The sequence below is a fragment of the Pseudodesulfovibrio thermohalotolerans genome, assembly GCF_021353295.2.
Classification (GTDB): Bacteria; Desulfobacterota; Desulfovibrionia; order Desulfovibrionales; family Desulfovibrionaceae; genus Pseudodesulfovibrio; species Pseudodesulfovibrio thermohalotolerans.
Map to the genome: position 1 here is coordinate 294,845 of NZ_CP120635.1, position 25,997 is coordinate 320,841.

General features: G+C 62.6%; 25 protein-coding genes. 4 read left to right on the plus strand and 21 right to left on the minus strand.

Annotated elements, in window-relative coordinates; genetic code table 11:
- Positions 1-30: 30 nt before the first annotated feature.
- Together LF599_RS01410 and LF599_RS01415 are read right to left on the minus strand one after the other, a co-directional pair.
- A complete protein-coding gene (locus LF599_RS01410; RefSeq protein WP_269940896.1) occupies positions 31-993 on the minus strand; it encodes a glycosyltransferase in 963 nt (320 codons plus the stop codon).
- A gap of 47 nt (positions 994-1,040) precedes the next feature.
- Positions 1,041-1,592: a chemotaxis protein CheD gene (locus LF599_RS01415; RefSeq protein ID WP_269940897.1), complete on the minus strand. Its 552-nt coding sequence runs from the start codon at positions 1,590-1,592 to the stop codon at positions 1,041-1,043.
- A 196-nt stretch (positions 1,593-1,788) separates the two neighbouring features.
- Here LF599_RS01415 and LF599_RS01420 point away from each other — a divergent pair, with 196 nt between their 5' ends.
- Entirely contained in the window at positions 1,789-4,392 is a 2,604-nt protein-coding gene (locus LF599_RS01420; RefSeq protein ID WP_279522015.1) for a PAS domain-containing sensor histidine kinase, read from the plus strand.
- A 41-nt stretch (positions 4,393-4,433) separates the two neighbouring features.
- Here the strand turns inward: LF599_RS01420 and LF599_RS01425 are convergent, their stop codons facing one another.
- The 3 genes from LF599_RS01425 to LF599_RS01435 all read right to left on the minus strand — a co-directional run bounded on the left by LF599_RS01425 (position 4,434) and on the right by LF599_RS01435 (position 8,166).
- Complete coding sequence (locus LF599_RS01425; protein ID WP_279522016.1) at positions 4,434-5,582, minus strand: HD domain-containing phosphohydrolase; 1,149 nt, start codon at positions 5,580-5,582, stop codon at positions 4,434-4,436.
- A gap of 2 nt (positions 5,583-5,584) precedes the next feature.
- On the minus strand, positions 5,585-6,838 hold the full coding sequence (locus LF599_RS01430; RefSeq protein ID WP_279522017.1) for a response regulator: 1,254 nt from the start codon (positions 6,836-6,838) through the stop codon (positions 5,585-5,587).
- A 173-nt stretch (positions 6,839-7,011) separates the two neighbouring features.
- Positions 7,012-8,166, minus strand: a complete 1,155-nt coding sequence (locus LF599_RS01435; protein WP_279522018.1) for an MFS transporter — start codon at positions 8,164-8,166, stop codon at positions 7,012-7,014.
- 71 nt (positions 8,167-8,237) lie between these two features.
- Here LF599_RS01435 and LF599_RS01440 point away from each other — a divergent pair, with 71 nt between their 5' ends.
- Together LF599_RS01440 and LF599_RS01445 are read left to right on the plus strand one after the other, a co-directional pair.
- Complete coding sequence (locus LF599_RS01440) at positions 8,238-8,669, plus strand: DUF523 domain-containing protein (protein ID WP_269940902.1); 432 nt, start codon at positions 8,238-8,240, stop codon at positions 8,667-8,669.
- Entirely contained in the window at positions 8,666-9,385 is a 720-nt protein-coding gene (locus tag LF599_RS01445; RefSeq protein ID WP_279522019.1) for a M48 family metallopeptidase, read from the plus strand. Before LF599_RS01440 ends, LF599_RS01445 begins: the two co-directional genes overlap by 4 nt.
- Positions 9,386-9,500: 115 nt before the next feature.
- Here the strand turns inward: LF599_RS01445 and LF599_RS01450 are convergent, their stop codons facing one another.
- From LF599_RS01450 to LF599_RS01465, 4 genes are all read right to left on the minus strand, one after another.
- Positions 9,501-10,295, minus strand: coding sequence for an ATP-binding protein (locus LF599_RS01450; RefSeq protein WP_269940903.1), 795 nt, complete (start codon positions 10,293-10,295; stop codon positions 9,501-9,503).
- A gap of 68 nt (positions 10,296-10,363) precedes the next feature.
- Positions 10,364-12,238, minus strand: a complete 1,875-nt coding sequence (gene cooS, locus LF599_RS01455; protein ID WP_279522020.1) for an anaerobic carbon-monoxide dehydrogenase catalytic subunit — start codon at positions 12,236-12,238, stop codon at positions 10,364-10,366.
- Between the two features lie 178 nt (positions 12,239-12,416).
- Positions 12,417-13,073 (minus strand): Crp/Fnr family transcriptional regulator, encoded by a 657-nt coding sequence (locus tag LF599_RS01460; protein WP_279522021.1) that lies wholly within the window; start codon positions 13,071-13,073, stop codon positions 12,417-12,419.
- A gap of 357 nt (positions 13,074-13,430) precedes the next feature.
- The gene (locus LF599_RS01465) at positions 13,431-13,670 is read right to left on the minus strand and encodes a hypothetical protein (protein WP_279522022.1); all 240 of its coding nucleotides are present in this window, start codon (positions 13,668-13,670) and stop codon (positions 13,431-13,433) included.
- 92 nt (positions 13,671-13,762) lie between these two features.
- Between LF599_RS01465 and waaF the strand changes: the two genes are divergently transcribed.
- On the plus strand, positions 13,763-14,800 hold the full coding sequence (gene waaF / locus LF599_RS01470) for a lipopolysaccharide heptosyltransferase II (protein WP_279522024.1): 1,038 nt from the start codon (positions 13,763-13,765) through the stop codon (positions 14,798-14,800).
- A gap of 431 nt (positions 14,801-15,231) precedes the next feature.
- Here waaF and LF599_RS01475 read toward each other — a convergent pair whose 3' ends face one another.
- From LF599_RS01475 to mreC, 12 genes are all read right to left on the minus strand, one after another.
- Positions 15,232-15,651 carry a F0F1 ATP synthase subunit epsilon gene (locus LF599_RS01475; protein ID WP_269940904.1) on the minus strand — a complete coding sequence of 140 codons (420 nt, stop codon included), beginning with the start codon at positions 15,649-15,651 and terminating at the stop codon, positions 15,232-15,234.
- Positions 15,652-15,663: 12 nt separating this feature from the next.
- On the minus strand, positions 15,664-17,061 hold the full coding sequence (gene atpD, locus LF599_RS01480; RefSeq protein ID WP_279522025.1) for a F0F1 ATP synthase subunit beta: 1,398 nt from the start codon (positions 17,059-17,061) through the stop codon (positions 15,664-15,666).
- Positions 17,062-17,077: 16 nt separating this feature from the next.
- Positions 17,078-17,959, minus strand: coding sequence for a F0F1 ATP synthase subunit gamma (locus LF599_RS01485; RefSeq protein WP_279522026.1), 882 nt, complete (start codon positions 17,957-17,959; stop codon positions 17,078-17,080).
- Positions 17,960-17,974: 15 nt separating this feature from the next.
- A complete protein-coding gene (gene atpA / locus LF599_RS01490) occupies positions 17,975-19,483 on the minus strand; it encodes a F0F1 ATP synthase subunit alpha (RefSeq protein WP_279522027.1) in 1,509 nt (502 codons plus the stop codon).
- A 4-nt stretch (positions 19,484-19,487) separates the two neighbouring features.
- Positions 19,488-20,039: an ATP synthase F1 subunit delta gene (atpH, locus tag LF599_RS01495; RefSeq protein WP_279522028.1), complete on the minus strand. Its 552-nt coding sequence runs from the start codon at positions 20,037-20,039 to the stop codon at positions 19,488-19,490.
- Positions 20,036-20,614, minus strand: coding sequence for a F0F1 ATP synthase subunit B (atpF, locus tag LF599_RS01500; RefSeq protein WP_279522029.1), 579 nt, complete (start codon positions 20,612-20,614; stop codon positions 20,036-20,038). Before atpF ends, atpH begins: the two co-directional genes overlap by 4 nt.
- A 19-nt stretch (positions 20,615-20,633) precedes the next feature.
- Positions 20,634-21,056: an ATP synthase F0 subunit B gene (locus LF599_RS01505; RefSeq protein WP_269940907.1), complete on the minus strand. Its 423-nt coding sequence runs from the start codon at positions 21,054-21,056 to the stop codon at positions 20,634-20,636.
- A 129-nt stretch (positions 21,057-21,185) separates the two neighbouring features.
- Positions 21,186-21,554, minus strand: coding sequence for a bactofilin family protein (locus tag LF599_RS01510; RefSeq protein ID WP_279522030.1), 369 nt, complete (start codon positions 21,552-21,554; stop codon positions 21,186-21,188).
- 57 nt (positions 21,555-21,611) lie between these two features.
- Complete coding sequence (gene rodA / locus LF599_RS01515) at positions 21,612-22,724, minus strand: rod shape-determining protein RodA (RefSeq protein WP_279522031.1); 1,113 nt, start codon at positions 22,722-22,724, stop codon at positions 21,612-21,614.
- A complete protein-coding gene (gene mrdA, locus LF599_RS01520; protein ID WP_279522032.1) occupies positions 22,714-24,588 on the minus strand; it encodes a penicillin-binding protein 2 in 1,875 nt (624 codons plus the stop codon). The genes rodA and mrdA overlap by 11 nt, the downstream gene beginning before the upstream one ends.
- Positions 24,572-25,057 carry a hypothetical protein gene (locus tag LF599_RS01525; RefSeq protein ID WP_269940908.1) on the minus strand — a complete coding sequence of 162 codons (486 nt, stop codon included), beginning with the start codon at positions 25,055-25,057 and terminating at the stop codon, positions 24,572-24,574. Before LF599_RS01525 ends, mrdA begins: the two co-directional genes overlap by 17 nt.
- Complete coding sequence (mreC, locus tag LF599_RS01530) at positions 25,041-25,949, minus strand: rod shape-determining protein MreC (RefSeq protein WP_269940909.1); 909 nt, start codon at positions 25,947-25,949, stop codon at positions 25,041-25,043. The genes LF599_RS01525 and mreC overlap by 17 nt, the downstream gene beginning before the upstream one ends.
- Positions 25,950-25,997: the final 48 nt, after the last annotated feature.

Sequence of the window (25,997 nt, forward strand, 5' to 3'; positions counted from 1 at the left end):
GGAATTGTCGTCCAAAGGCAAAGCCGGCCCCTAACTGAGGCTGTCGTAAAAGGCGGCCAGCTCAAGGGCTATGCGCCGGTCCGACCAACATTTTTCCATGAAGCCGCGGCTCTCCTCGCCGGTGCGTTCGCAGAACTCCCGGTCCTTGGCCAGCCTGAGCAGGAGTTCCGCCAGGTCGTCCTGGCCGGTCGCCGTCAGCCAGGGCAGGTCCCCGGTCCCGGCGAACTCGGCGATGCGGGCTCGATTCCAGTCGTCCAGTCCGGCGATGACGGCCAGCCCCTGGGAGAGCCCCTCCAGGCTGGATACGCCGTAGTAGCCCTGCATGTGGTCGAACAGGGCGTGGCAGCGCCGTTTGCGGGCCAGGCAATCCTGGTTGGGCACGTCGTCGATGAGGTCCACGGAAAGATAGACGTTGCGCCGGTTGACGTATTTGACCGCCGCCATGAATTCCTCGGTGTTCTTGAGGTCCCGGCGGGTGGGGGAGTGACAGACCTTGAGCTGGCCGGGGTCGTCGAAGCGGCCCCACATGGGCTTGAGCAGCGGGTCGTCGATGGGCACAAGGTTGGGCTGCCAGCGCGCCTCGGGCAGGAGCTTGAGCAGATCCGGGGTGGACACGAGGAGGTTGGTTCGCTTGAGCCGCCGGTATTTCTCCCGGAAGGATTCGGGATTGGAGCGGAAGTCGTGGTGCCCGTGGTGATGGTGGACCACAGCCTTGCCCTTGATGTGGTCGGCGGGCTTCAGGCCGCCGAAGGACTGGTTCTCGTCGCAGGTCATGTGGAAGTGGAAGACGTCGGCCTCGCGCATGAGGATGGAGACCTCTTCCATGCCGTCGGGGCCGAGGTCCGGGATGTGCAGATCCTTTTCCCAACCGTGGGTGTAACGGGTCTCCAGGGTGACGAGCCGGGCGGAGTGCCCGGTATGACGGTTCAACGCCTTGCAGAACTGGATGGCTGTTCCGGCCGGGTCGTTGATGGCGAACATGAGAATGCGCATGGTCGGCTTGCTTCCTTGATGACTGAGACGTTATCGATTCGCTCCGATCAAAATCCGGAGCCGGTCGGGCCGTTGCCGTCGCCGGAGAATTGGGCCTTGGCCAGTTTCTTGACCCAGACGTCGCCGGTCAGGGTGTTGAACATGAGCTTGCGCCCCTGCGGTCCGCCGATGTCCTGGGCCCGGATGTCCAGGCGGGCGAACTTGAGCAGCTTCTTGGCCATCTCGACGTTGCGCCTGCCGACGTTGTAGGAGCCCGGAGGCTCCACGTTGCCGATCGCCACTCCCTGGCCCCCGCCGAACATCTTGATGACCAGGTCTCTGCGCGGCACGCCGATTTTGTCCATTGTTTCGAGCATGTTTTGCAAGGCCGTGTCCACGAACCGGCAGATTTGCGGCTCCGCGCCATGGGGGTGGTGGGGCGACGCCGTGCTGTCCGGCAGAAAGGCGTGGCAGATCGTGCCGATGCCCATTCCGGGCGCGTGGATGGTCACGGCCAGGCACGACCCGAGAATGGTGGTCACCAGGGTGGGCTGCACCCCGATGAAGCAGTCGCCCGTTTGCAAAAAGACCCTGGGCAGCCCCGGCCCCATTGTATTCATTCGCCTCTCCGGTTCGGGGGCGCGGCCCCCGGTTCATCATGATCTAAAATGCTTCATTTTTGTGCAGGAAGTCAACCGCCCGGCGTAGGACCAATGCTCTTTGTAGCCCTGATCCGTCAGGATTCCAAATAATAAAGGAATAATGACGCGAAGTGTGACATCCTGTCGGGAAGCCCGAGATCGTGGAGGTAGACGGATGCGGGGACGGAATCGCAGGGTGTTGTCGTTGTCGTTCATCATGGTGGCGCTGGTGGCGGCGGTGTCCATATATGGAACGCGGTTTTTGTTTCATACGGCCATGAAGGAGGAGGGAGTCAGGCTTCAGGACGTGGTCCGAAGCCAGGTCGCCCTCGTCGTCGAGATGAGCAGGATGACACCGGCGGGGGGAAATCCGGACGGTTCCGTCGTCACCCGCGAGGCCATTCTCGATCGTTTGGCGCACGCCCAGCGCCGCCTCGGGCTGGAGAGCCGGTCGGGCGAGTTCGCCGTGGCCAGACTCGACGGCGGGAATGTCCGCTACCTGTTGGTCAACGGCAAGGGCGTGAGCGAGTTCGCCTCCGGCACGGGAGTGTCCCCGGCCGCGACCGGGGTGGAGCCCATGATGCGGGCTTTGTCCGGGGAAAGCGGAACTTTTGTGGGGCCGGACCGTATGGGCGGCGAAGTGCTGGCCGCCTACGCGCCTCTGTCCCTGGGCGGGAAACGGTTCGGTCTGGTGGCCCAGATCGACCTGGACAAAATCCGCGCGCCCTTCATCCGGGCCAACCTGAACGTGTTTTTCGTGGGTGTGGGCCTGACCGTGCTCGGCGTTTTTCTGTTCTTCAAGGTCAGCGAGCCGTTCATACGGGACATCGAGGTGAGCGAGGAAAGCTACCGCGACCTGGTGGAGGGCGCGAACAATCTGATCCTGCGCATCAACGAGGAGGGCGAGATTACCTTTGCCAACTCCTTTGCCCGGAGCTTTCTGGCCGGAAAGGACGGAGAGCTTCTGGGGCGCAAGCTCATGCCTTTTTTCATGCTGGACGCTACCGGTGAGGGACTGGAGGCGGTGGTGGAACTCATCGGCGGCGAAGGCCGACAAAACGAGATTCCCGTGCGCATGGCGGACGGGCGGGACGGATATGTCTCCTGGACGGTCAAGCTGGTCATGGACCAGGGCCGTCCCGCCGAGCTGCTGTGCATCGGCAACGACGCCACCCGCATCCATAAGGCGAACAAGGCTCAGCGTGAATCCGAAGAGCGTTTTCGCGGGCTGGCCAAGGCGTCTCCCGTGGCCATCATCATCACGGACATCGCCGGGAATCTGCTGTACGCCAACGAGAAGATGCATGAGATGACCAGGGCCACCGAGGTCCAGTTGGCGGGCCAGGGGTGGCTCAACAGCGTGCATCGCGAAGACCGCAAGCTGGTCTGGAAGCATTGGCTGGAACGGGTCGGCCCGGCCACGGACAAGGTCGAGCTGCGGCTCCTGTCCGGCAACGGGGAATTCGTCTGGGCCCTGTGGCAGGTTGTCGAGATGGGGAACCTCAAGGGCGAGCCTTCCGGGAACATCCATACCTTTACCGACATCACGGAGATCAAGGAGGCCCAGATGGCCATGAGCCGTCTGACAGCGGCCATCGACCAGGCGGCGGAGATGATCGTCATGACCGACCTGAACGGGATCATGACTTATGTGAATCCGGCCTTCGAGGCGGTTTCGGGTTATTCTCGGAGCGAGGCCGTGGGGCGGATATCGGGTCTGCTCCAAGGCGGGGAGCGCACCGGCAAGTTTTCTTCGGAGACATGGGAGACCATCACCGGCGGCAGGGTCTGGAAGGGGCGCATCGTCAACCGGCGCAAGAACGGCGAGCGGTACACCCTGGAATCGAGCATCGGCCCCATCCGCAACCACGCGGGCGAGCTTATCGGGTTCGTGGCCGTGGGGCGCGACATCACCGAGCAGATGGCGGTGGAGTCGCAGCTTCGCCAGTCGCAAAAGCTCGAATCCATCGGCGAGCTGGCCGCGGGCATCGCCCACGAGATCAACACGCCGACTCAGTACGTGACCTCCAACCTCCAGTTCCTGAGCGACGCCTTCGAGACCTATGCCGGAACCATCGAGCGGTGCCGCGAGCTGGCGCGTATGGTCTCCGAGCGGCCGGACCTGTTCCCGGACGAAGGGTACCGGGAGCGGGCTGGGAATGCCCTGGACGAGGAGGAAATGGCGTACCTGGCTGATGACGTGCCGAGCGCCCTTGAGGAATCCTCGGCCGGGCTCAAGCGCATAGCCGAGATCGTCCGCTCCATTCGGCAACTGGCCTATCCCGGCGAGCTGACCAAGGCGTTCCACGACCTCAACGAGATCGTGCGCAACGCCATCACGGTGTCCACCAATGAATGGAAGTATGTGGCGGGCATGGAGTTCGTCCCGGATGAATCCCTGGCTCCGGTGTTCTGTCTCAAGGGCGAGGTCGCCCAGGTGGTCCTGAACCTCATCGTCAACGCGGCCCATGCCATCGAGACCAAGGTGGCCGGGGGCGACCAGCAGGGAACCATCTACATCAGGACCTTCTCGGAAGGGGAGTCCGCCGTGTTGGTGGTCAGGGACACGGGCACGGGCATGTCGGCGGAAGTCGCGGCCAAGGCGTTCGACCCGTTCTTCACCACCAAGGAGGTGGGCAAGGGCACGGGCCAGGGGCTGGCCATCGCCCGGAGCGTGGTGGTCGGAATGCACGGCGGGGCCATCGAAATCGATACCGCCGAGGGCGAGGGCGCGACCTTTACGGTCCGCCTGCCCTTCGAGGAGCCCCCGGCGGGATAGACGCCGTTTTTCCGACCGCGCATCTGCCCGGCCGTCAGCCGTCAGTTCAGGGTCTCCGGCACCAGCACGGTGAACGTCTTGGGGATGCCGACCGTGTGCGCAAACATGTGCATCCGGTCGATCTTGTCCTTGGTCAGCTCCACGCTCTTGCACAGGAGCAGGGCGCCCTGGTTGGAGGACACGTCCTCGTGCAGGACCATGCCGGGGGTGAGCCCTTCGAGCGGGAGGGTGCGGATGGCGTAGCGCGCCTCCACCCCGAGCATCCCTTCCAAATAGTACATGAGTTCCGGATCGTAGGCGTCCAGGTCCCTTTCCAGGCTGAGGAACGCCTTTTGCGGGGTCTTTTCGCGCTGCCGGGCCAGGTCGTAGTCGAGGGATATCTTGAGAATGCGCCCGCCCAGCGGAATGTCGTCCGCCTTGACGCCGTCCCTGGGGGTGCCTGATCCGTCATACCCCTTGAGCTGGTAGGCGATCATGTCCGCGATGGATTGCAGCCGTGGCAGCTTGGCGACCAGGCTTTGGGCCACCGCGGGGTGCATCTCCCACAACTGTGTCTGTTCGGGGGTGAGTTTGCGGCCCTTTTCAAGAATTTCCAGGGTGCCGGGCGGCAGGATGAGCGTGCCGAGCTGGCAGAGCATGGCCGCGATGTCGTACCGCCAGAGGTCCTTGACCCCTTTCTGCTCGGCGAAGTAGCGCACGTAGCGGCGCACCCGGTTGATGCGTTCTCCCGCCTCAGGGTTGACCAGCGAGGTGATCTCGCCGAGCAGGTCCACGCTGCCCTTGAGGGTCTTTTCGAGCAGGACCCGCTTGGCCGTGACCAGCTCGTGCTGGCGGACCGCGTCGGCCACGTTGCCCAGCAGGCCGTCGCGTTCGCAGGGCTTGGTCAGGAAGCGGTAGACGTTGCCGTCGTTGACCGCCCGGATGGCGTTGTCCAGGTCGGCGTAGCCGGTGAGCATGAGCCGGGTGGTGTCCGGGCTGAGTTCCTTGAGCCTGCTGAGAAAGTCGATGCCGTTCATGCCGGGCATCCGGTAGTCCGAGATCGCCGCCGCGTAGGGCCTGGTCTTGTCGATGGTTTTCAAGGCCTCGGCGGGATCGGAGTGGACATCTATTTCGTAGAGTTCGCGCAACTGGCGGCGCAGGGCCGAGAGGACCTTGGGTTCGTCGTCGATAAGCAGAATCCTCGGTTTCATGGCTACCCCCTGTCCAGTATCTCGCCGAGGACGGTCTCGTCCGCGAGGTCGAAGTCGTCGATGGTCTGCCAGCGGTCCGCGATGTAGTCCAGCCAGAGGTGCAGCCGCTTCTCGTCGAACAGGTCCGGGGCCGAGGCCTTGCATATCCTGATCCGCGAGTAATCCTTGTGGAAGACCACGCAGTGATGGTCGATGGCGTTGGCGGCGGTGACCACGTTGGGGATGTACCCGTCGGAAAGCCTGTGGCCGTGGTGGTAGCCGATGGCGTGGACCACATCGTCGGTCATGCCCCACAGCCCCATGAGGTAGGCTCCCATCTCCGCGTGGGTGGTGCCGAATATTTCGCGCTCGATGTCGCAGACCGGGCCGCCGTTTCTCCGGACCGAATCCAGGACCAGTGCATACTTGTCGGGGAAATAGTTTATCAGGATGAGTTTGCCCACGTCGTGCAGCAGCCCGGCCATGCGGCAGTTGGCGATGACGTTCTTGTCCGCCTTGTCGCATTCGGCGATGAGCCGGGCGATGTTGGCCACCCGGAAGCAATGCTCCCAGAGCAGGTTCAGCTTGAGGCCGGACAGGGCGTGCGCGTCGAAGGTGGTGAACAGGTGGGTGGAGAGGATAAGGGCCTTGATGGTTTCGAGCCCCAGCATGGTGATGGCCTTGTGCATGGAATCGATGCGGTTCGGCAGCCCGAAGAAGGGCGAGTTGACCAGCTTGAGAATCTTGGCCATGAGCCCCACGTCGCGGGTGATGGAGGCGGCGATGCGGTCTATGGACGGCTCGGGCTTGGACAGCTCGTCCCGGATTTCCTGGAATATCTTGGGAATGACCGGAAGGGCCTCGATCTCCGTGACCAGGTTGAGCATCTTGCGGTCGGTCAGGACCTCCTTGGAGCGCAGTGCGCCCTCGATGCGGGCTATGAGGACATCGGCGGTGCACGGCTTCGAGATGTACTGGTGCACGGAGCGAATGGAGCGGATGACCTCGTTCAGGTCTACCTGGCCGGACAAGGCGATGCGGATGGTGCCGGGATAGCGGTCCTTTACTCTGGTGAGAAGCTCGGCTCCGTCCATGCCCGGCATCTTGATGTCGGACACGATGACGTCGAAGGGGGCCTTTTCCAGGACCTCCAGCGCAGCCGGGCTTGAGTTGACCAGCGTCATGTCCCAGTCGTTCCTCTTGTTTCGCAACATGCGTCGCAGCGCGGCGAGGACGTTGTCCTCGTCGTCAACGAAGAGCAGTCGTATTTTTGTCATCGGATGGCGATCCTTGTTCGGGTGCTGGCCCCCTCGGGGAGGGGTGCATGTTTTTCAATACACCGTAAACGAATTCACGCGGGAGGAGAATTATAAGATGGCCCCATGGATGGGGAAAATGGGGCGGAAAGGGGGCAAAAAAAGATGCGGAAAAAGCGAAGCCGGGGAGCGGATCAGCCTTCGGAGCGGGCGCGGATTTGTCCGGCGACCAGTTGGGACAGGCCCAGGGAGATCAGGGAGAGGACCACGGCCAACAGGAAGACCAGCCGGTAGTCGGCCAGCCAGATGATTCCGCCTGTGACCGGCACGGCCACGGCGGCGATGTGGTTGATGGTGAAGCCCACGGCCATGCCCGAGGCGATGTCCTGCGGGTCCGCGATCTTCTGGTAGAAGGTCTTGATGGCGATGGCGAAGTTGAAGACGATGTTGTCCAGGATATAGAGGACCCCTGCCAGGACCGCGCTGTCGGTGAGGGCGTAGCCCAGGAAAACAAAGGTCAGGACGGAGTATTCCACGGTCAGTACGGCGCGTTCGCCGTACTTGTTGATGGACCGTCCGATGATCGGGTTGGCGAAGTAGTTGATGACGTTGTTGCAGACGAACAGGATGGTGATCTGCTTGATGGAGTAGCCGAACTTGGAGACCAGCAGGAACACGGCGAAGGCCACGAAAATCTGCCGCCGAGCGCCGCTCAGAAAAGTCAGGGCGTAGAAGAGCCAGTATCTCGGGCGGAAGGTCATCTTCTTGAGCTGGGGCGGCAGGTCCGGGCGGGACGGGTCGCGCGTCAGCGCCCATAGTCCCGCGACCGCGGCCACCCCGCCGAGCAGGGCGAACATCTCGGTGTAGCCCAGGGCCTTGGCCAGGAAATAGATGACCGCGCCCACGGTGATGTTGGTCAGGGCGGTGATGCTCCTGAGCCGGGCCATGACCACGGGCGCCTCGGTTCTGTCGAAGTATTGCAGGGTCAGGGACTGGTTCATGGTTTCGTAATAGTGGAAGCCGAAACTCATGATGAGGGTGGTGAAGACCAGGCCCGTCAGGGACGGCAGCAGCCCGGTCAGGGCCACGCCCAGGCCGAGCACGATCACGGATAGGGCGGCCAGCCGGTGCTCGGAGATGAACAGGATCATGTAGATGGCCAGCAAGGCCAGGAAGCCTGGAATTTCGCGCACGGATTGGACCACGCCCATGCCCAGGCCGTCCAGCCCGGCGGCTTCCACGGCAAAGTTGTTGAGCAGGGTTCGCCAGCCCTGGAAGGCCGCGCCGGAGCAGATGACCAGAACCAGAAGGAAAAGGTACATCCGGCGTTTTTTGTATGCGTCTGTCATGGAGGTCCTTGGTTGCGGGGAGCAAGACAATAGGTCTTTGACCCGGCAAAGATCAAGTGTAGAGTCGGCCCATGAAAGACGCACCTATCATCGTGTCCGCCTGCCTGGCGGGCATCTATTGTCGATACAACGGCGAGGCCCAACCGTTCGAGCCTGTGGTGAATCTGATCCGCCGGGGCCGCGCCATTCCCTTCTGTCCGGAGGCTTTCGGCGGCCTGCCCACACCGCGCAGGGCGTGTGAGATTCTCGGCGACCGGGTGGTGGACGCCGACGGCGTGGACCGCACCGCCGAGTTTCGGCGCGGGGCCGAGGAAGGACTTCGGCTGGCCCGGCTTGCGGGCTGCCGCGAGGCGATTCTCAAGGCGCGTTCACCGTCCTGCGGCTCGGGCGAGGTCTATGACGGCACGTTCTCTTCCACGCGCGTCCCGGGCGACGGGGTTTTCGCCCGTCTGCTCAAGGAGAACGGGATCGCCGTACGCACCGAAGAGGATCTGGCCGGGTGAGCAAAAGCGCGGAATTCGCGGGGCTGCCCCTGGTCGTCAAGGCCAACCCGCGCGCTCGGCGGGTATTGGTCAAGCTGGTGCCGGGTCGAGGTCTTGAGGTGGTCACGCCCAAAAGGTTCGACAGGGCTCTGGTGGCGGACATCTTGGAGGAAAAGCGGTCGTGGATCGAGCGCACCCGGGACCGCATGACCGCCGCCGGGGTTGATCTCTCGGGCGAACCGCCGGAGCCGCCGGAAATCATCGAGTACCGCGCAGTGGACCGGCTCGTCCGGGTGGGCTACCTGGACCGGCCCGGCAAGGTCCGGGTCACGGAGAACGCGGCCCGGCTGTTGGTGTCCGGCCCGCTTGCGGACAGGGACGCGGTCGTCGCTGCCCTGTGCCGCCATACGGTGAGGAAGGCGCGGGAAGCGCTTTTGCCGTGGCTCGATCGGGTCGGCCGGAGGACCGGGCTGACTTACTCCGCCCTGCGTGTGCGCAGCCAGAGGACCCGCTGGGGGAGCTGCTCGTCTCGGGGGACCATTTCCCTCAACGCCAAACTGCTGTTCCTGCCCCCGGAGCTGGTGGACCATCTGCTGCTGCACGAGCTCTGCCACACCCGCCACCTGAACCACTCCGAGGCGTACTGGGCCTTTGTGGCCGGATTCGAGCCTGATTACAGACGGCTTGAGCGCGAGGTCGCTCGCGGCGGCCGCTTCGTGCCCGCCTGGTTCGCCTGACCCGAATCGGATCGCGGCCGCCGGTGACGCCGTCCCCCGCGTGGGGTTTTCCCTTCATTTTGAAATTGGGAAAGGAAGCCGCCATCGGCGCGTATCAGCCGAAAATGTGATTGTTTCAGGACGCCGCGCTTTGGCCCCGGGCAAGCATGTCGAGGAGCCCGTCCATCAATTTGTCCACCATGGCTGTTTCGGGCAGGCCGAGGACCGAGGCGTCGGTCATCTGCCGTCCCATGAGGCCGGGCAGGGGCGGAATGGACACGCGTCGGTCGGGCAGGCCGTCCAGGGCGGGCGGCACGCCGTTTTCATGGCGGTTTAGGACAAGGACCTGGTTGGCGACCCCCAGATCACGGGCCATGCGGCCGACTTCCGCGCCGGTCTGGAGACTGCGCATACTCGGCTCGGAGACCACGACGAGACCGTTCACGTGGGCGGCGGTGCCCCGGCCCAGATGCTCCACTCCGGCCTCCAAATCCACCAGGACCCAGGCGTCTCGTTCCATGACCACATGGGCGAGGAGCGCCTTGAGCAGCGCGTTCGCATCGCAGGCGCAGCCGCCTCCGGCGTTGGTCACGGCACCCATGACCAGCAGCCGTTTGCGGCCCGTTGTCACGTCGGGAGCAACCGGACCGGCTATGGGGATATCCACGGCCAGGGATTCGGGCAGGTCGCCCACGTCCGGGTTGAGGTCGAGGAAGCCGCCCGCGTGAATGCGTTCGCGGATCAGATCGCCGCGGCGGATGAGCGGGACGGGAAGCGCTTCCGGGGAAAGGCCGGATGCCTGGCCCAGGGAAAGGGCCGTGTCCGCATCCACCATCCAGACGTCTTTGCCGTTTCGGGCCAGCCGGTCGGCCAGCCATGCGGTCAGCGATGTCTTGCCTACGCCGCCCTTGCCCGCCATGGCTATCTTCATGCCACCTCTCCTTTTTGTCTTTTTCGATTCGGGGAGGCCCTTTAGGGCCTCCCCGGCCAGGGCGCAGCCTACTCGCCGAGGCCCAGAGCCTTGCGTTTCGCCTTGATGCGCGTGTCGAACATCTCGGCCGTCTTCACCGGATCGGGCTCGATGAAGAAGGTCGCGCCGACCAGGTCCTCCAGTCCGGAAAGGGCGAGGTTGGTCACCGTTTCGGACCCCAGGATGTGCGGCGGATGGCCGAGGTGGGTGTAGATGCCCGACGCAACGGCGTAGAGGCCTATGGCGGCGGCTTTTTCGGAATACCACTCCGGCGAGGAGGCGCCGACAGGCAGGTCCGAAATATCCACCTTCAGTTCATTGGCCAACGCCGCGCAGAGCTGGAGGATGCGGGCATTGTCCACGCAGGAGCCGTAATGCAGCACGGGCGGGATGCCGAGCGCGCCGCATACTTTCTTCAATCCAGGTCCGGCCTGTTCGATGGCTTCCGGGACCAGCAGCCCGGCCTTGCCCGCGGCAGTGGTCACGCAGCCGGTGACGAGGACCAGGATGTCGCGTTTGATGAGCTCCTGGGCCAGGCCGACGTTCAGGGAGTCCTGTTTGATCTTGGGGTTGTTGCAGCCAACGATGCCGACCGCGCCGCGGATGTCTCCTGAGGCGATGGCTTCGATGAGCGGGGTCAGGGAGCCGCCCAGGGCCTGGATGACCGCCTCGTTGGAAAAGCCGGTCATGATCTCCACCGGCTCGCAGGGAATCTCCACGCGGGATTGGTCGCGCTCGGCGAAGCTCTCCACCGCGAGGGAGACGATCTCGCGCGCCTGCTTCATGGCCGTCCTCGGCTGGAAGTCGAAGTGGATGGCCCCTGTGAAGCGTGCCTTGTTGGCCGTGTCGATGAACTTGGTGTGGTAGCACCCCGCTATCTGCACAAGGCTGGGCATGATGCACTGATAGTCCACCACAATGGCTTCCACCGCTCCGGTGATGATGGCCAGCTCGGTCATCAGGTGGTTTCCGGCCATGGGGATGCCCTGACGCATGAGCAGCTCGTTGCCCGTACAGCAGAGTCCGCCGACGTTGATTCCGGTCGCGCCCAGCTCCTTGGCCCGGGCCAGCAGCTCGGGTTCGCGGGCGGCGGCCAGGATCATCTCGGACACCACGGGATTGTGGCCGTGGACCAGCAGGTTGACCTGGTCCTCCTTCAGGATGCCCAGGTTGCACGAGGACCGCTTGGGCGTTGGCGTGCCGAAGATGACGTCCGACAGCTCGGTGCCGATCATCGAGCCGCCCCAACCGTCGGCCAGGGCGGTCCGGGCCGCATGGATCAGGGTGTTGGGCGCGTCGTTGTCGCAGCCCATGTGGGTCCGGTGCATCATTTCGGCGATTTCGCGGTCCACGCCTCGGGGCGTCATGCCCAGCGCGTCCCATTTCTTGCGCCGGACCTCCGGCGCGCGGGCGAGAAAGCCCACGGACTTCTTGCGCGTACCGAAGTCCGCGAAGCAGCACTCCATCACATCTTCGGCCACTTCGTCGAATTCGCGCCCGTCGACTTCGACGCCGAGTTCCCCGGCCAGCCGGAGCAGTTTGTCCTTGTCGGTGATCCGGTAATCATCGGTCTCGTTGGTCACGATGGCTTCCAGCACCTCGATGAGGTCCCGGCCGTGATCGGAGTGACCGGCCGCGCCGCCCGCCACGAATCGGCCGAAATTGCGCGCCACCACGACATCCGCGTCCGCGCCGCAGACGCCTCGCGGCCTTTTCGAGGTGATGCGGCACGGCCCCATGGTACAGTTGCGGCAGGATGTTCCCAATTCGCAAAGTTTGCAGGGGTGTTGCTGGGCGAGCCGTTCGTGCACGGTCTCGATGCCTTCGGCGCGTCCCTTGCGGATCATCGCCTTGGCGTCATCCCAAATAGTCAGTTCGTCGATTGGTTTCGGCTCTTTGCTCATGTGGCCTCCTGATATTTGCATGTTTCGAGAATTGGACCGCTTCATCCAGGTGGCGGGATAAAACGCCACGTAAAACCATCCATAGAATAACGGGGAGGCTGCGTATGTCAGATAACCGACAATTGGCGTATGAAAATCAGAAACAGGTTCAGTTGGAAGCGGAATGCCTTTTGTTGGGTCACCGTTCCGCGCCGGCTGCCCGCTCAAGGGCGTCCATGTCCGGGATGAAGTACTCCCCGCGCGCCCGCTTGAGCACGAGCCCGGCGCGGGCCAGTTCCCCCATGAGCGTGGACACGGTCTGGCGGGATGCCCCCATGTGTTGGGCCAGTTGCTCTATGGTCAGGTTCAGCGAGAGGCGCAGGCCGTCCTCCTCGGGCACGCCTGACTGGCGGGCCTGAGCGAGCATGAAGTCCATGAGTCGGGAGTGGATGTCCTTGAAGGCCAGCCCGCTGATGATGAGAAAGGAGTTCTTGAGGATGTGGCCGAGCACCCGCACCATGGTGCGGGTGAAGGTGGGCACGGTATCCATGACCCGCCTGACCGCATGAACCGGGGCCGTGAGCAGCTCGACGTCGTCCAGGGCCTGGACGAAGCATTCGGCATGGGTGGCGTAGACGTCGCCGGGATTGAGGATGCCGAGGGTGAATTCCTTTTCCGCATAGGCCAGGTAGACGCGCACGCGTCCGCTGGCCACGATGAAAACGAGGTTCGCCGTTTCTTCCGGAGTGTAGATGATGGTCCCGCCGGTATAAGAACGAGCATTGAACAAGTCCCGGAGTTCCTTCAACTCCTTCTTGGCCAGTTCGTCCAGTAGATTGACGCCGGTGAATTTCATGCTCTCTCCCTACAGGCTGGATAGTCCGATTCAAGTATAGAGAAAGGCGGACAAATGGTCCATTCGAATCGGTCTTAAACTGGTTTGTGCAAGGAAAGCCGCACGCGGAAGGGCTGCGCCACCTTGAGCCAGCGGGTTTTCGCGCTCCTGGTTGGCGTATTCGACCGGATGGGCGGAGTGGATATGTCGGCGGTGCAGGGGGGGGACGTTTATTCTGACAACATGTCGAGATTGCAATAAAAACGGGTTGCAGGTTTGGCCTGCAACCCGTTGAGGGCAAAGCTGACGACGGGCAGCCGCACGGGGCGGTGCGACTCTTCCGTGGGATGTTGGCTGGGCCGCCAGGGACGAGCCCGGCTAGCTCTCGGCGTCTTCGAACCTGGCTTGGATGACGGCCGCGTCTTCGGGACCGGACTCAAGCTGGAGGGACTTGGACTGACCGTGGCAGCGCACCCCCTCATGGGTGAGGGTGATATACCCGGCGGACAGGGCCCTGGTGTAGGGCATCTGCTCGCGCATCTCGTCGAAGTTGATGCGGCTGGGGAATATGATGGGCACGGGCGCGCCGGAAAAGTCTTCGAACATGATGTACTTCATGAATGGCTCCTTTTGTTCGGCCAGAGTATCTGTTGGGCGGCCGCAGATCAAGATGTTGCCTCAACCTGCGCGACAGGATACACGTACACCCCATGCGCGAATACAAAAAAATCGGCGTCTGGCAGACCGCCTTTCTTGGCGACGCCGTGTTGACCCTGCCCCTGTTGAGGGCGCTCAAGGACCGCTACCCCGATGCGGAGATTCATTTCTTCGTGCGAGCCGGGGTGGAGCCTGTGTTCACTGGCCAGCCAGAAATCGCGCGGGTGCGCCCCTTTGCCAAGCGCGGGGCGCAGAAGTCGCTGAAGGCGGCCGTGCGTATCGGGCGGGATTTCGGCCGGGAGGGCTTCGATCTGTGGATCTCCGCTCACGCGAGCCTGCGTTCGGCCGTTGTGGCCCGGGCCACCGGCATCAGCAGGCGTATCGGCTACCGCGCGCCGTGGTATAACCGTTTCGCGTACACCGAGACCGTGGACCGTCGTTTTGACGAGCTTGCCGAAATTGAGCGGCTCATGGAGCTGGTCAGGCCGCTGGGCATCGACGGCCCCGCGCCCGAGGCGCGGCTTGTCTTGCCGAGCGGAGCCATGCGCGCGGCGGAGCGCATCCGGGGAGGCATCGACGCCGACCGGCCGGTGCTCGGCATTCATCCCGGCTCCACCTGGCCGACAAAGTGTTGGCCCGAAGAATATTTCAGCGAGATCGTGCGCAGGGCCTCGGACGGCGGCGCGCATGTGCTCGTCTTTGCAGGTCCGGGCGAAGAGGAGGTGGCCGAGCGGATCATCGACGGGGCCGAAGTCGCGCCGCACCACGTGACCAACCTCGCGGGAAAGTTGTCCCTGCCCAAGCTCGCGGCCTGTCTCGGCAAGCTTGACGCCTACCTGACCAACGATTCCGGCCCCATGCACCTGGCCTGGACACAGGACGTGCCCCTGGTGGCCCTGTTCGGTCCCACCGTGGAATCCCTGGGCTTCTTTCCGCGCGGCGCGAACTCGACGGTCCTTGAAACCGAGTTGAATTGCCGCCCCTGCGGACTGCACGGACCTCGGAAATGTCCCAAGGGCCATTTCCGGTGCATGAAGGAATTGACCCCCGACCGGGTCTGGTCCGAACTGAGAAAAAAGCTCTGGCCCTAGGTGGCCCTTTCGGGCCTGGGGGAAAGTGCCGATCCGATTTGCGCGAGCCTTTTTCGAGAGGGTCGCGCTTTTTTGTTCATGAGCCTTAGGCGTATTCTTTACGTGCGTCGGCAGAAAACCGTGCGGATGACTTGTCCGTATGGGCAGGGCTTACCCTTCTTGCGGATTTACGGGCAAGCCTTGCTGAGGTCGCTGTTTGCTCCGGCCAATTCCCATCACTTATCTGCTTCATACCCATAGGACGTTTGCGTTTCTCGGTGTTTTCCCCCTCGAAAAATCGGTCGCTGTGGACGGGAACGCGAGGTTTCAGTCGAAGTGGGATACAAGGCCGTTTGGGCCGGGATGTTTTATCGGATAAGGCTGGGAGCAATGAAAAGGGGCGGTTCCTTGCGGAACCGCCCCTTTGTTGTGTGTGAGTGGGGAGGTCGAGGTTAGCAGGTGCCTGCGTTCTGACCGCTGGACTTGCAGCTGATGCGCGAGATGGCGCGTTTCAGAGCGGCCTGGTTGCGGGCGGCCTCGATCTTTTCCTTGGAGGCCGTGGAACGCTGTTCTGCGCGGTCCTTGGCCTTCATGGCGCGATCGACGTCGATCTCGATGGCCTTTTCGGCAACCTCAGCCAGGATGGTGACCTGGTTGTTGCTGACTTCGGCAAAGCCACCGGAGACGAAGACGTAGAACGCCTTGCCGTCTTGTTTGTAGTGAAGATTGCCGATCCCGAGAGCGGACAGGAAAGGCACGTGGTTCGGCAGTACGCCGAACTCGCCCATGATGCCGGGCGCGCCCACGTATTCCACGTCCTCGGAAAGAACCTTCCGATCGGGAGTGACAATTTCAAGCTTCAATGTGGCCATGAGGTACCTCGCTTACTGCTTGGCCTTTTCGATGGCTTCCTCGATGGGGCCGCACATGTAGAAGGCCTGTTCCGGCAGGTCGTCGTACTTGCCGTCCAGGATGTCGCGGAACGCCTTAACGGTGTCCTCGGTCTTGACGTACACGCCCGGGACGCCGGTGAAGACTTCAGCCACGTGGAAGGGCTGGGACAGGAAACGCTGGACGCGACGAGCGCGGGCAACGGTCAGCTTGTCCTCGTCGGACAGTTCGTCCATGCCGAGAATGGCGATGATGTCCTGCAGGTCCTTGTACTTCTGGAGTACGGACTGGACTTCACGAGCCGTGTTGTAGTGTTCCGCGCCCAGAACGTCCGGGGAGAGGATGCGGGACGTGGAGTCCAGCGGATCAACCGCGGGGTAGATGCCGAGCTCGGCGATCTGGCGGGACAGAACCAGCGTACCGTCAAGGTGCGCGAAGGTCGTGGCCGGCGCGGGGTCGGTCAAGTCATCGGCGGGCACGTAAACGGCCTGGACCGAGGTGATCGAACCCTTGTTGGTGGAGGTGATGCGCTCCTGCAGGCCACCGAGGTCGGTGCCCAGGGTCGGCTGGTAACCAACCGCCGAAGGCATACGGCCGAGCAGTGCGGACACCTCGGAACCAGCCTGGGTGAAGCGGAAGATGTTGTCGACGAACAGAAGCACGTCCTGGCCTTCCTCATCGCGGAAGTACTCGGCGCAGGTCAGAGCGGTCAGGGCGACGCGAGCGCGGGCTCCCGGAGGCTCGTTCATCTGGCCGTAGACCAACGCGGCTTTCTCCAGAACGCCGGCTTCCTTCATTTCGTGGTAGAGGTCGTTGCCCTCACGGGTACGCTCACCAACACCGGCGAACACGGAGATACCGCCGTGCTGCTTGGCGATGTTGTTGATCATCTCCATGAGAATAACGGTCTTGCCGACGCCTGCGCCGCCGAACAGGCCCATCTTGCCGCCCTTGGGGAACGGGATGAGCAGGTCGACGACCTTGATGCCGGTTTCGAGCAGTTCGACCTTGGTGGACTGGTCTGTGAAAGCGGGAGCCTCACGGTGAATGGGCAGACGCTTTTCACAGGGCACCTCGCCCAGCTCGTCAACGGGGTTGCCGACGACGTTCATGATGCGGCCCAGGGAACCGGAGCCCACAGGAACGGTGATGGGCGACTCGGTGTCCACCGCGTCCATGCCGCGGACCAGACCTTCGGTGGCGTCCATGGCGATGGTGCGGACCACGTTGTTGCCCAGATGCTGGGCGACTTCGCAGATCAGATCGGGTGCGTCCGTATTGTTGGGGTTTTTAATCTCCAACGCGGACAGAATGTTGGGAAGATTCCCTTCGGCAAATTCGACGTCGACGACGGCGCCGATTACCTGAACGATTTTACCAGTATTAGCCATTTTTCATAGCCCCCTTTTATCCTTTCAGCGCTTCCACGCCGCCGACAATGTCCATGAGATCGCCAGTGATGGCGGCCTGCCTCGTCTTGTTGTAAAGCAAGGTCAGCGTATTTGTCAGTTCGTCGCAAGCCTTGGTGGCGTTGTCCATTGCCGCCATGCGGGCTGCGTGTTCGGATGCGGAAGTATCCAGCAGGCCGCGGTACACCTGGACCTTGATGAACCGGGGGAGGAGTTCGGCGAGCAAACCCTCCACGGACGGTTCGTACAGATAGTCCCCGGAGGACCCGGACTGTTCCTCGTCTCCGCTCTCTTCGTGGGTCGCCATGGGCAGCACCGTCAGGTCGACGGGCGGCTGTTTGGCCATGCTTTGGAATTCTCCGAAGCACACGTGGACCTCATCGAGCTCGCCTTCGATGTACCCGGCGATCAGCTCGTTGCCGACGCTGGCCGCAAGGGTGAAGTCGAAGTGGGTCATGGCGTCGGCTTCTGCGCGCACGATTTCGAAATCGTGCTTGCGGAAGGCGTCGCGCGCCTTCTTGCCGATGCACCAGAGCTTGACAGTCTTACCCTCGGCCGCTTTGGCCTCTGCCAGCCTCTTGGCCGTGTTGATGATATTGATATTGAACGCGCCGCACAGCCCGCGATCGGAGGTGACGACCATGATGCCCACGGTCTTCACTTCGTCCCGGACTTCCAGCAGCGGATGCACCGATTCGTCAGCACCGGCCGCCAAGTCCCCGAGCATCTCATAAAACTTGTTCGCATACGGACGGAAGCGTTCGATACGCTCCTGTGCGTTGCGCAGTTTTGCCGAGGCCACCATGTTCATGGCCTTGGTGATCTGCTTGGTTTTCTTGACGCCAGTGATCTGGTTCTGGACGTCTCTTAACGAAGCCATTCAACTACCCCTTGGTTAAGCGCTGAAGCCTTTCTTGAACTCTTCGATGGCAGCCTTGAGGTCGGCTTCGACGGCGTCGTCGATTTTCTCCTTCTCGGCGATGGCGTCGAGAACGGCGGTTTTGGCGTTGCGCATGAATTCGAGGAACTCGGCTTCGAACCTGACCACGGCCTCAAGCGGAACGTCGTCGACAAAGCCGCGGGTTCCGGCGTACAGCACGGCAACCTGCTCCTGAACGGTCAGGGGCTGGTACTGGGGCTGCTTCAGCAGCTCGACCATGCGGGCGCCGCGGTTGAGCTTGGCCTGGGTGGCTTTGTCCAGATCGGAGCCGAAGGAGGCGAACGCCGCCAGCTCGCGGTACTGGGCGAGGTCGAGGCGCAGGGTGCCCGCAACCTGTTTCATGGCTTTGATCTGGGCGGAACCGCCGACTCGGGAGACCGAGAGGCCGACGTTGATGGCCGGACGGACGCCGGACAGGAACAGGTTGGGCTCCAGGTAGATCTGGCCGTCGGTGATGGAGATAACGTTGGTCGGGATGAACGCCGACACGTCACCGGCCTGGGTTTCGATGACCGGCAGGGCGGTCAGGGAACCGGCGCCCAGGGAATCGTTGACCTTGCAGGCGCGCTCAAGCAGCCTGGAGTGCAGGTAGAAGACGTCGCCGGGGAAAGCTTCACGTCCCGGGGGGCGGCGGAGCAGCAGCGACATTTCGCGGTAGGCGGTGGCCTGCTTGGAAAGGTCATCGTAGCAGATCAGGGCGTGCTTGCCGTTGTCGCGGTAGAACTCGGCCATGGTCGCGCCGGTGTAGGCCGCGATGTACTGCAACGGGGCAGGCTCGGAAGCGGTGGCCGAAACGATGGTGGTATATTCCATGGCGCCGTGCTGGCGGAGCACGTCGGCGACCAGGGCGACGGAGGCCTTCTTCTGGCCGATGGCCACGTAGAAGCAATGCACGTCGGTGGTCTTCTGGGCCAGGATGGCGTCGACACAGACGGCGGTTTTGCCGGTCTGGCGGTCGCCGATGACCAGTTCGCGCTGACCGCGGCCGACCGGGGTCATGGCGTCGATGGCCTTCAGGCCGGTGTAGCAGGGCTCGTGGACGGACTTACGGGCGATGATGCCGGGGGCCTTCAACTCAACGGGGCGAACCTCGGTGGCGTCGATGGGGCCCAGACCGTCGATGGGCTGGCCCAGGGGGTTGACGACGCGGCCCATGACGGCGTCGCCGACCGGGACGGAGTAGATCTGGCCGGTACGCTTGACCGGGTCGCCTTCCTTAACGCCGGTGTCGGAACCCAGCAGGGCGACACCCACGTTGTCCTCTTCCAGGTTGAGGACCATGCCCATCAGGCCGCCGGGGAACTCCAGCAGCTCCATGGCCATGACGTTCTCGACGCCGTGCACGCGAGCGATGCCGTCGCCCACGTAGAGGACGGTGCCGGTCTCGCTCATTTCAACACGAGATTCGTAATTCTGAATCTGGTCCTGAATGATTTTGCTGATTTCTTCTGCTTTGATCTGCATTGCCCTACTCACCCCTTTTAATATTTTCTTTCAAAATCTGCAGCTGAGCCTTGAGGCTGGCGTCCAGGACCTTGTCCCCGACCTTGAGGACGATACCGCCGAGAATGGACTCGTCGGTGGAGAAGGACAGCTCCAGCTTTTTGCCGGCCTGCTCCTCAAGCTTTGCCTGGATTGCGGATTTTCTTTCCTCGTTGAGTTCGCTCACCGTGACGAGTTCACCGGTGACGACGCCGGACACGGCGTCCATCATAGCCTTGTAGTCGGCGGCGATGGCGGGGAGCATCTCGACCCGGCCCCGATCGGCCAGCAGATCACAGAAGTTCCTGACCATCGTATCCAGCGACAACTTCTCAACCAGCTTGGTCACGACGGCTTTCTTCTCTTCGGCGCTGAAGGCCGGGTTCTTGAAGAAGGCCATGGCTTCGGGGGCCTCCTCGATGGAGGAAGCGACGGCCGCCAGCTGTTCGCCGTATTTCGCCTGTTCGGCCTCGCCCTTGGCGGCGCCGACGGCAAAGAGTGCCTTGGCGTAACGGCGGGAAACTACGTTACCGATCAATTGAGCACCACCTTTGTTAAATAGTCATCCACGAGCTTGTCGTGGTCCTGGGCGCTCAGCTTCTCGGCAACGATCTTTTCCGCGGCCGCGACGACCATTTCGGCCATTTCGGCGCGGATGGATTCGACGGCGGCTTGCGCTTCGTTGGAAGCGGTGCGCTTTGCCTGTTCGGTGAGAGCTTCGGCGTCACGTTTCGCCTTCTCGATGATGGCGGTCTTGATGGCTTCGCCCTGGGCCGCGGCGTCTTCGAGAATCTGCTTCTTCTCCTGCGCCAGGTTGGCGATGCCGGCTTCGACTTCCTTGAGCTTCCGCTCGGCCTCGACCTTGCGGGTCTGCAGGTCGTCCAGATCCTGCTTGATGCCGTCGCGGCGGCCAACGAAGAACTCCTTCACCTTGGCCCCGGCGAACTTGTAGAGCACCCAGGCAAAGATGATGAAGTTGACGATGCGCAGGCCGTAGTCCTTGAGGTTCTCGGCCGTGAAGAGCGCATGGCCCCCGCTCTCGCTGGCAAAGGCGACAGAGGAGACAGCCAGGGCGGTCGTCAGGACCGCAAAAAACACATACGTACGTTTCAAGATCAACCCCTCCTCTCGTCTAAGCCTGGCCCAGGATCTTGCCTGTCGCCTGCTCAGCGTAGTCGTACACATCCTTGGACAGCTGCTCCATGGCGACCTTGGCCTCGGCCTGAATCTCGGCACGGGCGGCCTTGATCCGGTCGGAAGCCTCTCTGCCTGCTTCGGAAAGAATGGCCTGTTCCTGGGCCACGCCTTCGTCCTTGGCGGCGCTGCGGATATCTCCGGCTTCCTTGCGCGCCTGGGTGAGCTGGGTCTCGTAGTCCACCAGCTTTTCTTCAGCGCCTGCATTGAACCCTTCGATCTTTTCCAGCTGGTCAGCCATCAAGCCCTTGCGCTTCTTGATGATTTCGCGGACCGGGCGGATCAGCACGACATTCAGCAAGAAGATCATGACAACGAAGTTCAGACCTTGGATAAAAATTGTTTTGTCAGGTAAAACCATACCATATGCCCCCGATGAGGTTGTGAATTTTGGCGCAAAGTCACTGCGAATTACCCAATTTCGCGGGTTGTGTCAAAGGCTTTTTCTCTTTGAACCTACGCGAATTCACGCATTCAAAACCGGTCAGGACTATTCGGCGTCCTGCTGCGGCTTTGCGCTCGAAGCGGCGTCCATGTTGCCCATGGCGAGTTCACCTTGGAGCACCGCGCCTTCCTCGACGACCAGGACCGGAGTCCTGATATTGCCCTGCAAATCCGCAGTCTTGTGCAGGACAACTTTGTTCCTCGCTTCCACTTCGCCCTTGAGCTTGCCGGAGAGTACCAGTTGGCCGACCTTGACTTGGCCGTCCACCGAGGCTTCCTGGCCGACGACGAGCGTTCCTTCGGAAACCACTTCGCCCTGAAAGTTGCCGTCGATGCGCACCGCACCTTGGAAATGCAACTTTCCGTGGTAGTTGGTTCCCGCCCCCAAAAACGCGTTGATCTCATCTCTGGCCATGAAAACCTGCTCCTGCAAAAAACCGGGTTGTGAAAAAATGGGCTTGTAGCGGTCGGATCAGGATTGTTTGAACATGAACCTACGCATGGATACGTTGAGTACCAGCCCGACGAGGCAAAAGTTTACCAGGGTGGCGCTGCCCCCGTAACTGATGAACGGGAGGGGTATGCCGACCACTGGCATCAGCCCGAGGACCATACCTGTATTGATCAGGATTTGCCAGAAAAAATAGAAGAACACGCCTGCTGCCAGGTAGGATCCGAACAGCCCCCTGGCGTCCCTGGCGATGACCACCATCTGGTAGAGGAACACGCAGAAAAGGGTGAGCAGGGCCATGGTTCCGACAAACCCCCATTCCTCGCCCAGGACGGCCACGGCGAAGTCGGTGTGGCGCTCCGGCAGGAAGCGCAACTGGGACTGCGTGCCTTCCAGAAATCCCTTGCCCCAGAATCCGCCGGAACCGATGGCGATTTCGGACTGGATGATGTGGTAGCCCGCGCCGAGCGGGTCGGTGGTCGGGTCCAGGAAAGTCATGATCCGCTGTTTCTGGTAGTCGTGGAGAAAGAACCAGGAGAGGGGGAGCAGGCAGGGGATGATGAACAGGCAGGTCTTGAAGACCCGGGCGGTCACGCCGCGGAAGAGGGTCATTCCGCCCAGGATCATGAGGATGGACAGCCCGGAGCCGAGGTCGGGCTGCTTGATGATGAGTCCGGCCAGGACCAGCCCCACGCCCAGGACATAGGCCAGCCGAATGAAGTTCAGCGGCTCCCGCTCCTTGGAGAGAATGCGTGCGCCCACGATGAGTATGGCGATTTTGGCCAGTTCCGAGGGCTGGAAGTTCATGAATCCGAGGTCGAGCCAGCGCCGCGCGCCGTAGATGGTCTTGCCCATGAAGAACACGGCCACAAGGAGGATCACCGTGGTCCAGAACAGGGGCCAGGCCAGGGTTTTTAGGTGGCGGTAGTCGAAGAGCATGAAGACCACCATGCCGACCATACCCATGAGGCCCCAGAGGAGCTGGCGGTGGTAGAAGGGGGCCATGTTCATGCCTTCCTCCAGTCGGGTGCCGCTGGCGGAGTAGAGATTGAGCACGCCCACCAGAAAGAGGATCACGGCCAGGCCGAAGAGGGGCCAGTTGATGTACAAAAGCAGCCTGCGATCAATTGGCACGTGGTTTCTCCTTGTGCTTGAGGGACAGGGCGCGCACGGCGCGGGCCTTGGCTTTCCGTTCCTCGGGCTTGGGCGTCACCTTGCCGTTGAAGAGGTAGTCGATGACCGCCTTGACGATGGGGCCGGAACCGGAGCCGCCATGGAGTCCGTGCTCAACGAGGCAGGCGATGGCGAACCGTTTGCCGTCCTTTTCGGCGGTGGCGGCCATCCATGCGTGATCCCGGAACCTGTAGGGAATTTCGTCGTCCTTGAGTTCCTTGAGTTCGTCGGTCAGCCGGACCACCTGGGCCGTGCCGGTCTTGCCGCCCACGACAACACCCTTGGTGCGGATGCGGCGGCAGGTGCCGTGCCGGTCTTCCACGGTGTCGATAAGAGCCTTGTGCAGCAATTCGAGACGGGCGTCGTCAAGGGGAATCCGTGACTGGACCACGGGGTTTTCGTCCTTGAGCAGCAGGGGCTTGAGCAGTTTGCCGCCATTGATTACCCCGGCAAAGAATCGGACCACCTGCAAGGGCGTGACCAGCGTGAACCCCTGGCCGATGGACATGTTCAGGTTGTCGCCGCCCTGCCAGGATTCGCCGAACCGCTTGAGCTTCCATTCGCGGGTGGGGATGTTGCCCGCCTTTTCGTGCGGCAGTCGGATTCCGGTCTTGTGTCCGAAGCCGACGGCGTGAGCGAATTCGCTCATGCGGTCCACGGTGAGTTTCTTGCCGAGCTTGTAAAAATACACGTCGCAGGATTCGACCAGGGCGCGGTTGAGGTCCACCTTGCCGTGACCCCAGTGTTTCCAGCAGCGGAAGACCCTGCGCCCGAGTTTCATGGACCCGGAGCAGAACACGGTCTCGTTGGGATCGAGCATGTCGTAATGCAGCCCGGCTCCGGCCACCACGTGCTTGAAGATGGAGCCGGGAGGATAGACCGACTGGATGACCCGGTTCTGCATGGGGTGCAGGGGGTTGTCGCGGAGCTTGGCCCACTGCTTGGAACTCAGGCCCGAGGAGAAGTCGTTGGAGTCGTATGACGGAGCCGTGGCCAGGGCCCACAACTGGCCGGTGTCGGCGTCCATGACGGCCACGCCGCCCGCTTCTTCCGAGAGCCAGTCCATGCAGAGCTGCTGAAGGCCCAGGTCGATGGAGAGGGATATTTCGTGACCGGCCTGGGGGTGTTTGAGGACGCGCTCCTTGAGCCGCCTGCCGTTGACGTCCACCTGGTACTGGGTCAGCCCCTTGGCGCCGCGCATACGGTCTTCGAGCATCAGCTCTATGCCTTGCTTGCCCACATAGTCGCCCAGCGCGAGTTCGGGGCGCTTGCCCATGTCCTCTTCGTCCGCCTCGGCCACGTAGCCGATGACGTGCGCGAACAGGGTGCCGTATCGGTACAGCCTGCGGGGCCGGAACTGAATTTCCAGGCCTGGCCAGCGCAGCTTGTTTGTCTCCACCACGGCCAGTTGGGCGAAGGTCAGGTCCGGGACGATGATGAGCGGCTCGAACGGTTTCACCCGTTTGCGGTTCTTGTTGTAGAGGGTCTTGAGCTCGAAATAGTCCTTGCCGGTCCAGGTCGCGATCTGGTGTACCAGCCGGTCCACGTCCGGGCAGTCCTCGCGGATGATGCCAAGGGCGTATGCGGGTTCGTTCACGGCGAGCAGGTCGCCGTTCCGGTCGCGGATCAGTCCGCGCGGCGAGGGGATGGACTCCTGCCGCAACTGGTTTTCCAGAGCCTGAATCTTGTAATCCTCGCCCCGGTGGATTTGCAGGTACCACAGCCGGATGGCGAACAGGCAGAACAAGCCCAGGATGAGCGCCTGGAGCAGGACCAGGCCCGAGCGCGGGGCCTGCTGTTCGGATTCGTTATAAAGGTCGGACATCCTGGCGCAACCTCTCGGGGAAGAAATGGTCGGTCAGGAACCATATGACCGGGAAGATCGCCATCTGAACGGCGCCCTGGACGAGCACGGGCCGCATGTCCACCTGGAGGTTGGCCAGTGAGGACACGCTGTAGATGAGGATGGGATGGATCGCGCCTGTCCACAGGCCGAGCAGGGCCATGAACAGGTATGAGCGCGCTTCGAAAAGACTACGCCCCATGAAGTAGGCTGCGGTCAGCAGGCCGCACTGGGCCAGGCCGTAGCCGAAGGGCAGGTTGCCTGCGCCCTCGGCGAGCAGAATCCAGAGCACGGCGAGCAGCACGGTGCGCTGCGGGCTCTGCTCCTGGAGGGAGACGATGAACCCGGGAGCGAAGAAGTCGATGCCCGGCGCGGTCCGTTGGGCCCATATGCCGAGAATGGTGTACACGCCCCACCAGAGCAGGGACAGGGCGCTATTGGTCGGCAGCACCGTTCGCGTCCTCCTTGGCGGTTTCGGTTCCGGCCTCCGTGTCCGCGGCATTGGCGGCGGGGACGGCCTGCTCGCCCGGCTTCAGGCTGAGGAGCAGAACTTCCTCAAGTCCGGCCATGTCCACCAGGGGCTCGGCCTGAACCGTCAGGAACAGGGAAATGTCGGACCGTTGTATCTTGGTCACGCGGGCCACGGGCAGTCCCTTGGGGTAGATGCCGGACAGGCCCGAGGAGAGCAGCAGTTCGCCGGGGTCCACGGTCGCGTTCTGGTTGACGTAGCGCAAAATCAGCGGTTTTCCGTACCCCTGGCCAGAGAGCATTCCGGGCGAGCGGTTGTTGGCCCCGATCACGGCGATGCGGCTGTTGGAATCGGTCAGGAGCAGGACCGTGGAAGTGGCCGCGCCCGAGCGCAGGATGCGTCCGACCACGCCCTTCAGGGAGGCGACCGGCATGTCGTCGGTCACGCCCTGGGCCTTGCCCTTGTCCACGACCAAAGTGTTCAGCGCGGCAGCGGGACCCATGCGGTGGCCGATGACCCGCGCCCCGGAAAAGGCCCATTTCTCGGGCGGGCGGAAATCGAGCAGGGATTCCAGACGCGCGGCGGATCGGGCCTGCGAGCCAAGGAGCATGTTCGTCCGGCGCAGCTCGGCGTCCTCGGCCTTGAGCCTGTCATTTTCCTGCTTCAGGCCGACCAGGTAGATGTACCTGTACCAGAAGCCGGTGACCTGCTCCGTCACCCATATGCCGGGCTTGAGGACGATGCCGGAGATGTCCAGGCCGGTGTGGGACGACAGGGCGTCCAGATGGCCGGTCCTGAGATTCCACGTGAACAGGGACAGGTACACGAACAGGCTGGCCACGACGAGGATGGCGATCTTCTTTTTCCCTCTCATGCGTCCTTCCCCGCAAACTTATGAAAGCGCACAATTGCGGCTTTCGGC

Coding starts and splice junctions, on each gene's coding strand:
- LF599_RS01420 (WP_279522015.1), top strand. CDS start 1,789: ATGCGGGGACGGAATCGCAGGGTGTTGTCGTTGTCGTTCATCATGGTG.
- LF599_RS01505 (WP_269940907.1), bottom strand. CDS start 21,056: ATGGTTTTACCTGACAAAACAATTTTTATCCAAGGTCTGAACTTCGTT.
- mrdA (WP_279522032.1), bottom strand. CDS start 24,588: ATGTCCGACCTTTATAACGAATCCGAACAGCAGGCCCCGCGCTCGGGC.
- atpA (WP_279522027.1), bottom strand. CDS start 19,483: ATGCAGATCAAAGCAGAAGAAATCAGCAAAATCATTCAGGACCAGATT.
- LF599_RS01435 (WP_279522018.1), bottom strand. CDS start 8,166: ATGACAGACGCATACAAAAAACGCCGGATGTACCTTTTCCTTCTGGTT.
- LF599_RS01465 (WP_279522022.1), bottom strand. CDS start 13,670: ATGAAGTACATCATGTTCGAAGACTTTTCCGGCGCGCCCGTGCCCATC.
- LF599_RS01450 (WP_269940903.1), bottom strand. CDS start 10,295: ATGAAGATAGCCATGGCGGGCAAGGGCGGCGTAGGCAAGACATCGCTG.
- waaF (WP_279522024.1), top strand. CDS start 13,763: ATGCGCGAATACAAAAAAATCGGCGTCTGGCAGACCGCCTTTCTTGGC.
- LF599_RS01425 (WP_279522016.1), bottom strand. CDS start 5,582: ATGAAACCGAGGATTCTGCTTATCGACGACGAACCCAAGGTCCTCTCG.
- LF599_RS01440 (WP_269940902.1), top strand. CDS start 8,238: ATGAAAGACGCACCTATCATCGTGTCCGCCTGCCTGGCGGGCATCTAT.
- LF599_RS01460 (WP_279522021.1), bottom strand. CDS start 13,073: ATGAAATTCACCGGCGTCAATCTACTGGACGAACTGGCCAAGAAGGAG.
- LF599_RS01415 (WP_269940897.1), bottom strand. CDS start 1,592: ATGAATACAATGGGGCCGGGGCTGCCCAGGGTCTTTTTGCAAACGGGC.
- LF599_RS01430 (WP_279522017.1), bottom strand. CDS start 6,838: ATGACAAAAATACGACTGCTCTTCGTTGACGACGAGGACAACGTCCTC.
- mreC (WP_269940909.1), bottom strand. CDS start 25,949: ATGAGAGGGAAAAAGAAGATCGCCATCCTCGTCGTGGCCAGCCTGTTC.
- LF599_RS01410 (WP_269940896.1), bottom strand. CDS start 993: ATGCGCATTCTCATGTTCGCCATCAACGACCCGGCCGGAACAGCCATC.
- LF599_RS01475 (WP_269940904.1), bottom strand. CDS start 15,651: ATGGCCACATTGAAGCTTGAAATTGTCACTCCCGATCGGAAGGTTCTT.
- atpD (WP_279522025.1), bottom strand. CDS start 17,061: ATGGCTAATACTGGTAAAATCGTTCAGGTAATCGGCGCCGTCGTCGAC.
- cooS (WP_279522020.1), bottom strand. CDS start 12,238: ATGAGCAAAGAGCCGAAACCAATCGACGAACTGACTATTTGGGATGAC.
- LF599_RS01485 (WP_279522026.1), bottom strand. CDS start 17,959: ATGGCTTCGTTAAGAGACGTCCAGAACCAGATCACTGGCGTCAAGAAA.
- LF599_RS01510 (WP_279522030.1), bottom strand. CDS start 21,554: ATGGCCAGAGATGAGATCAACGCGTTTTTGGGGGCGGGAACCAACTAC.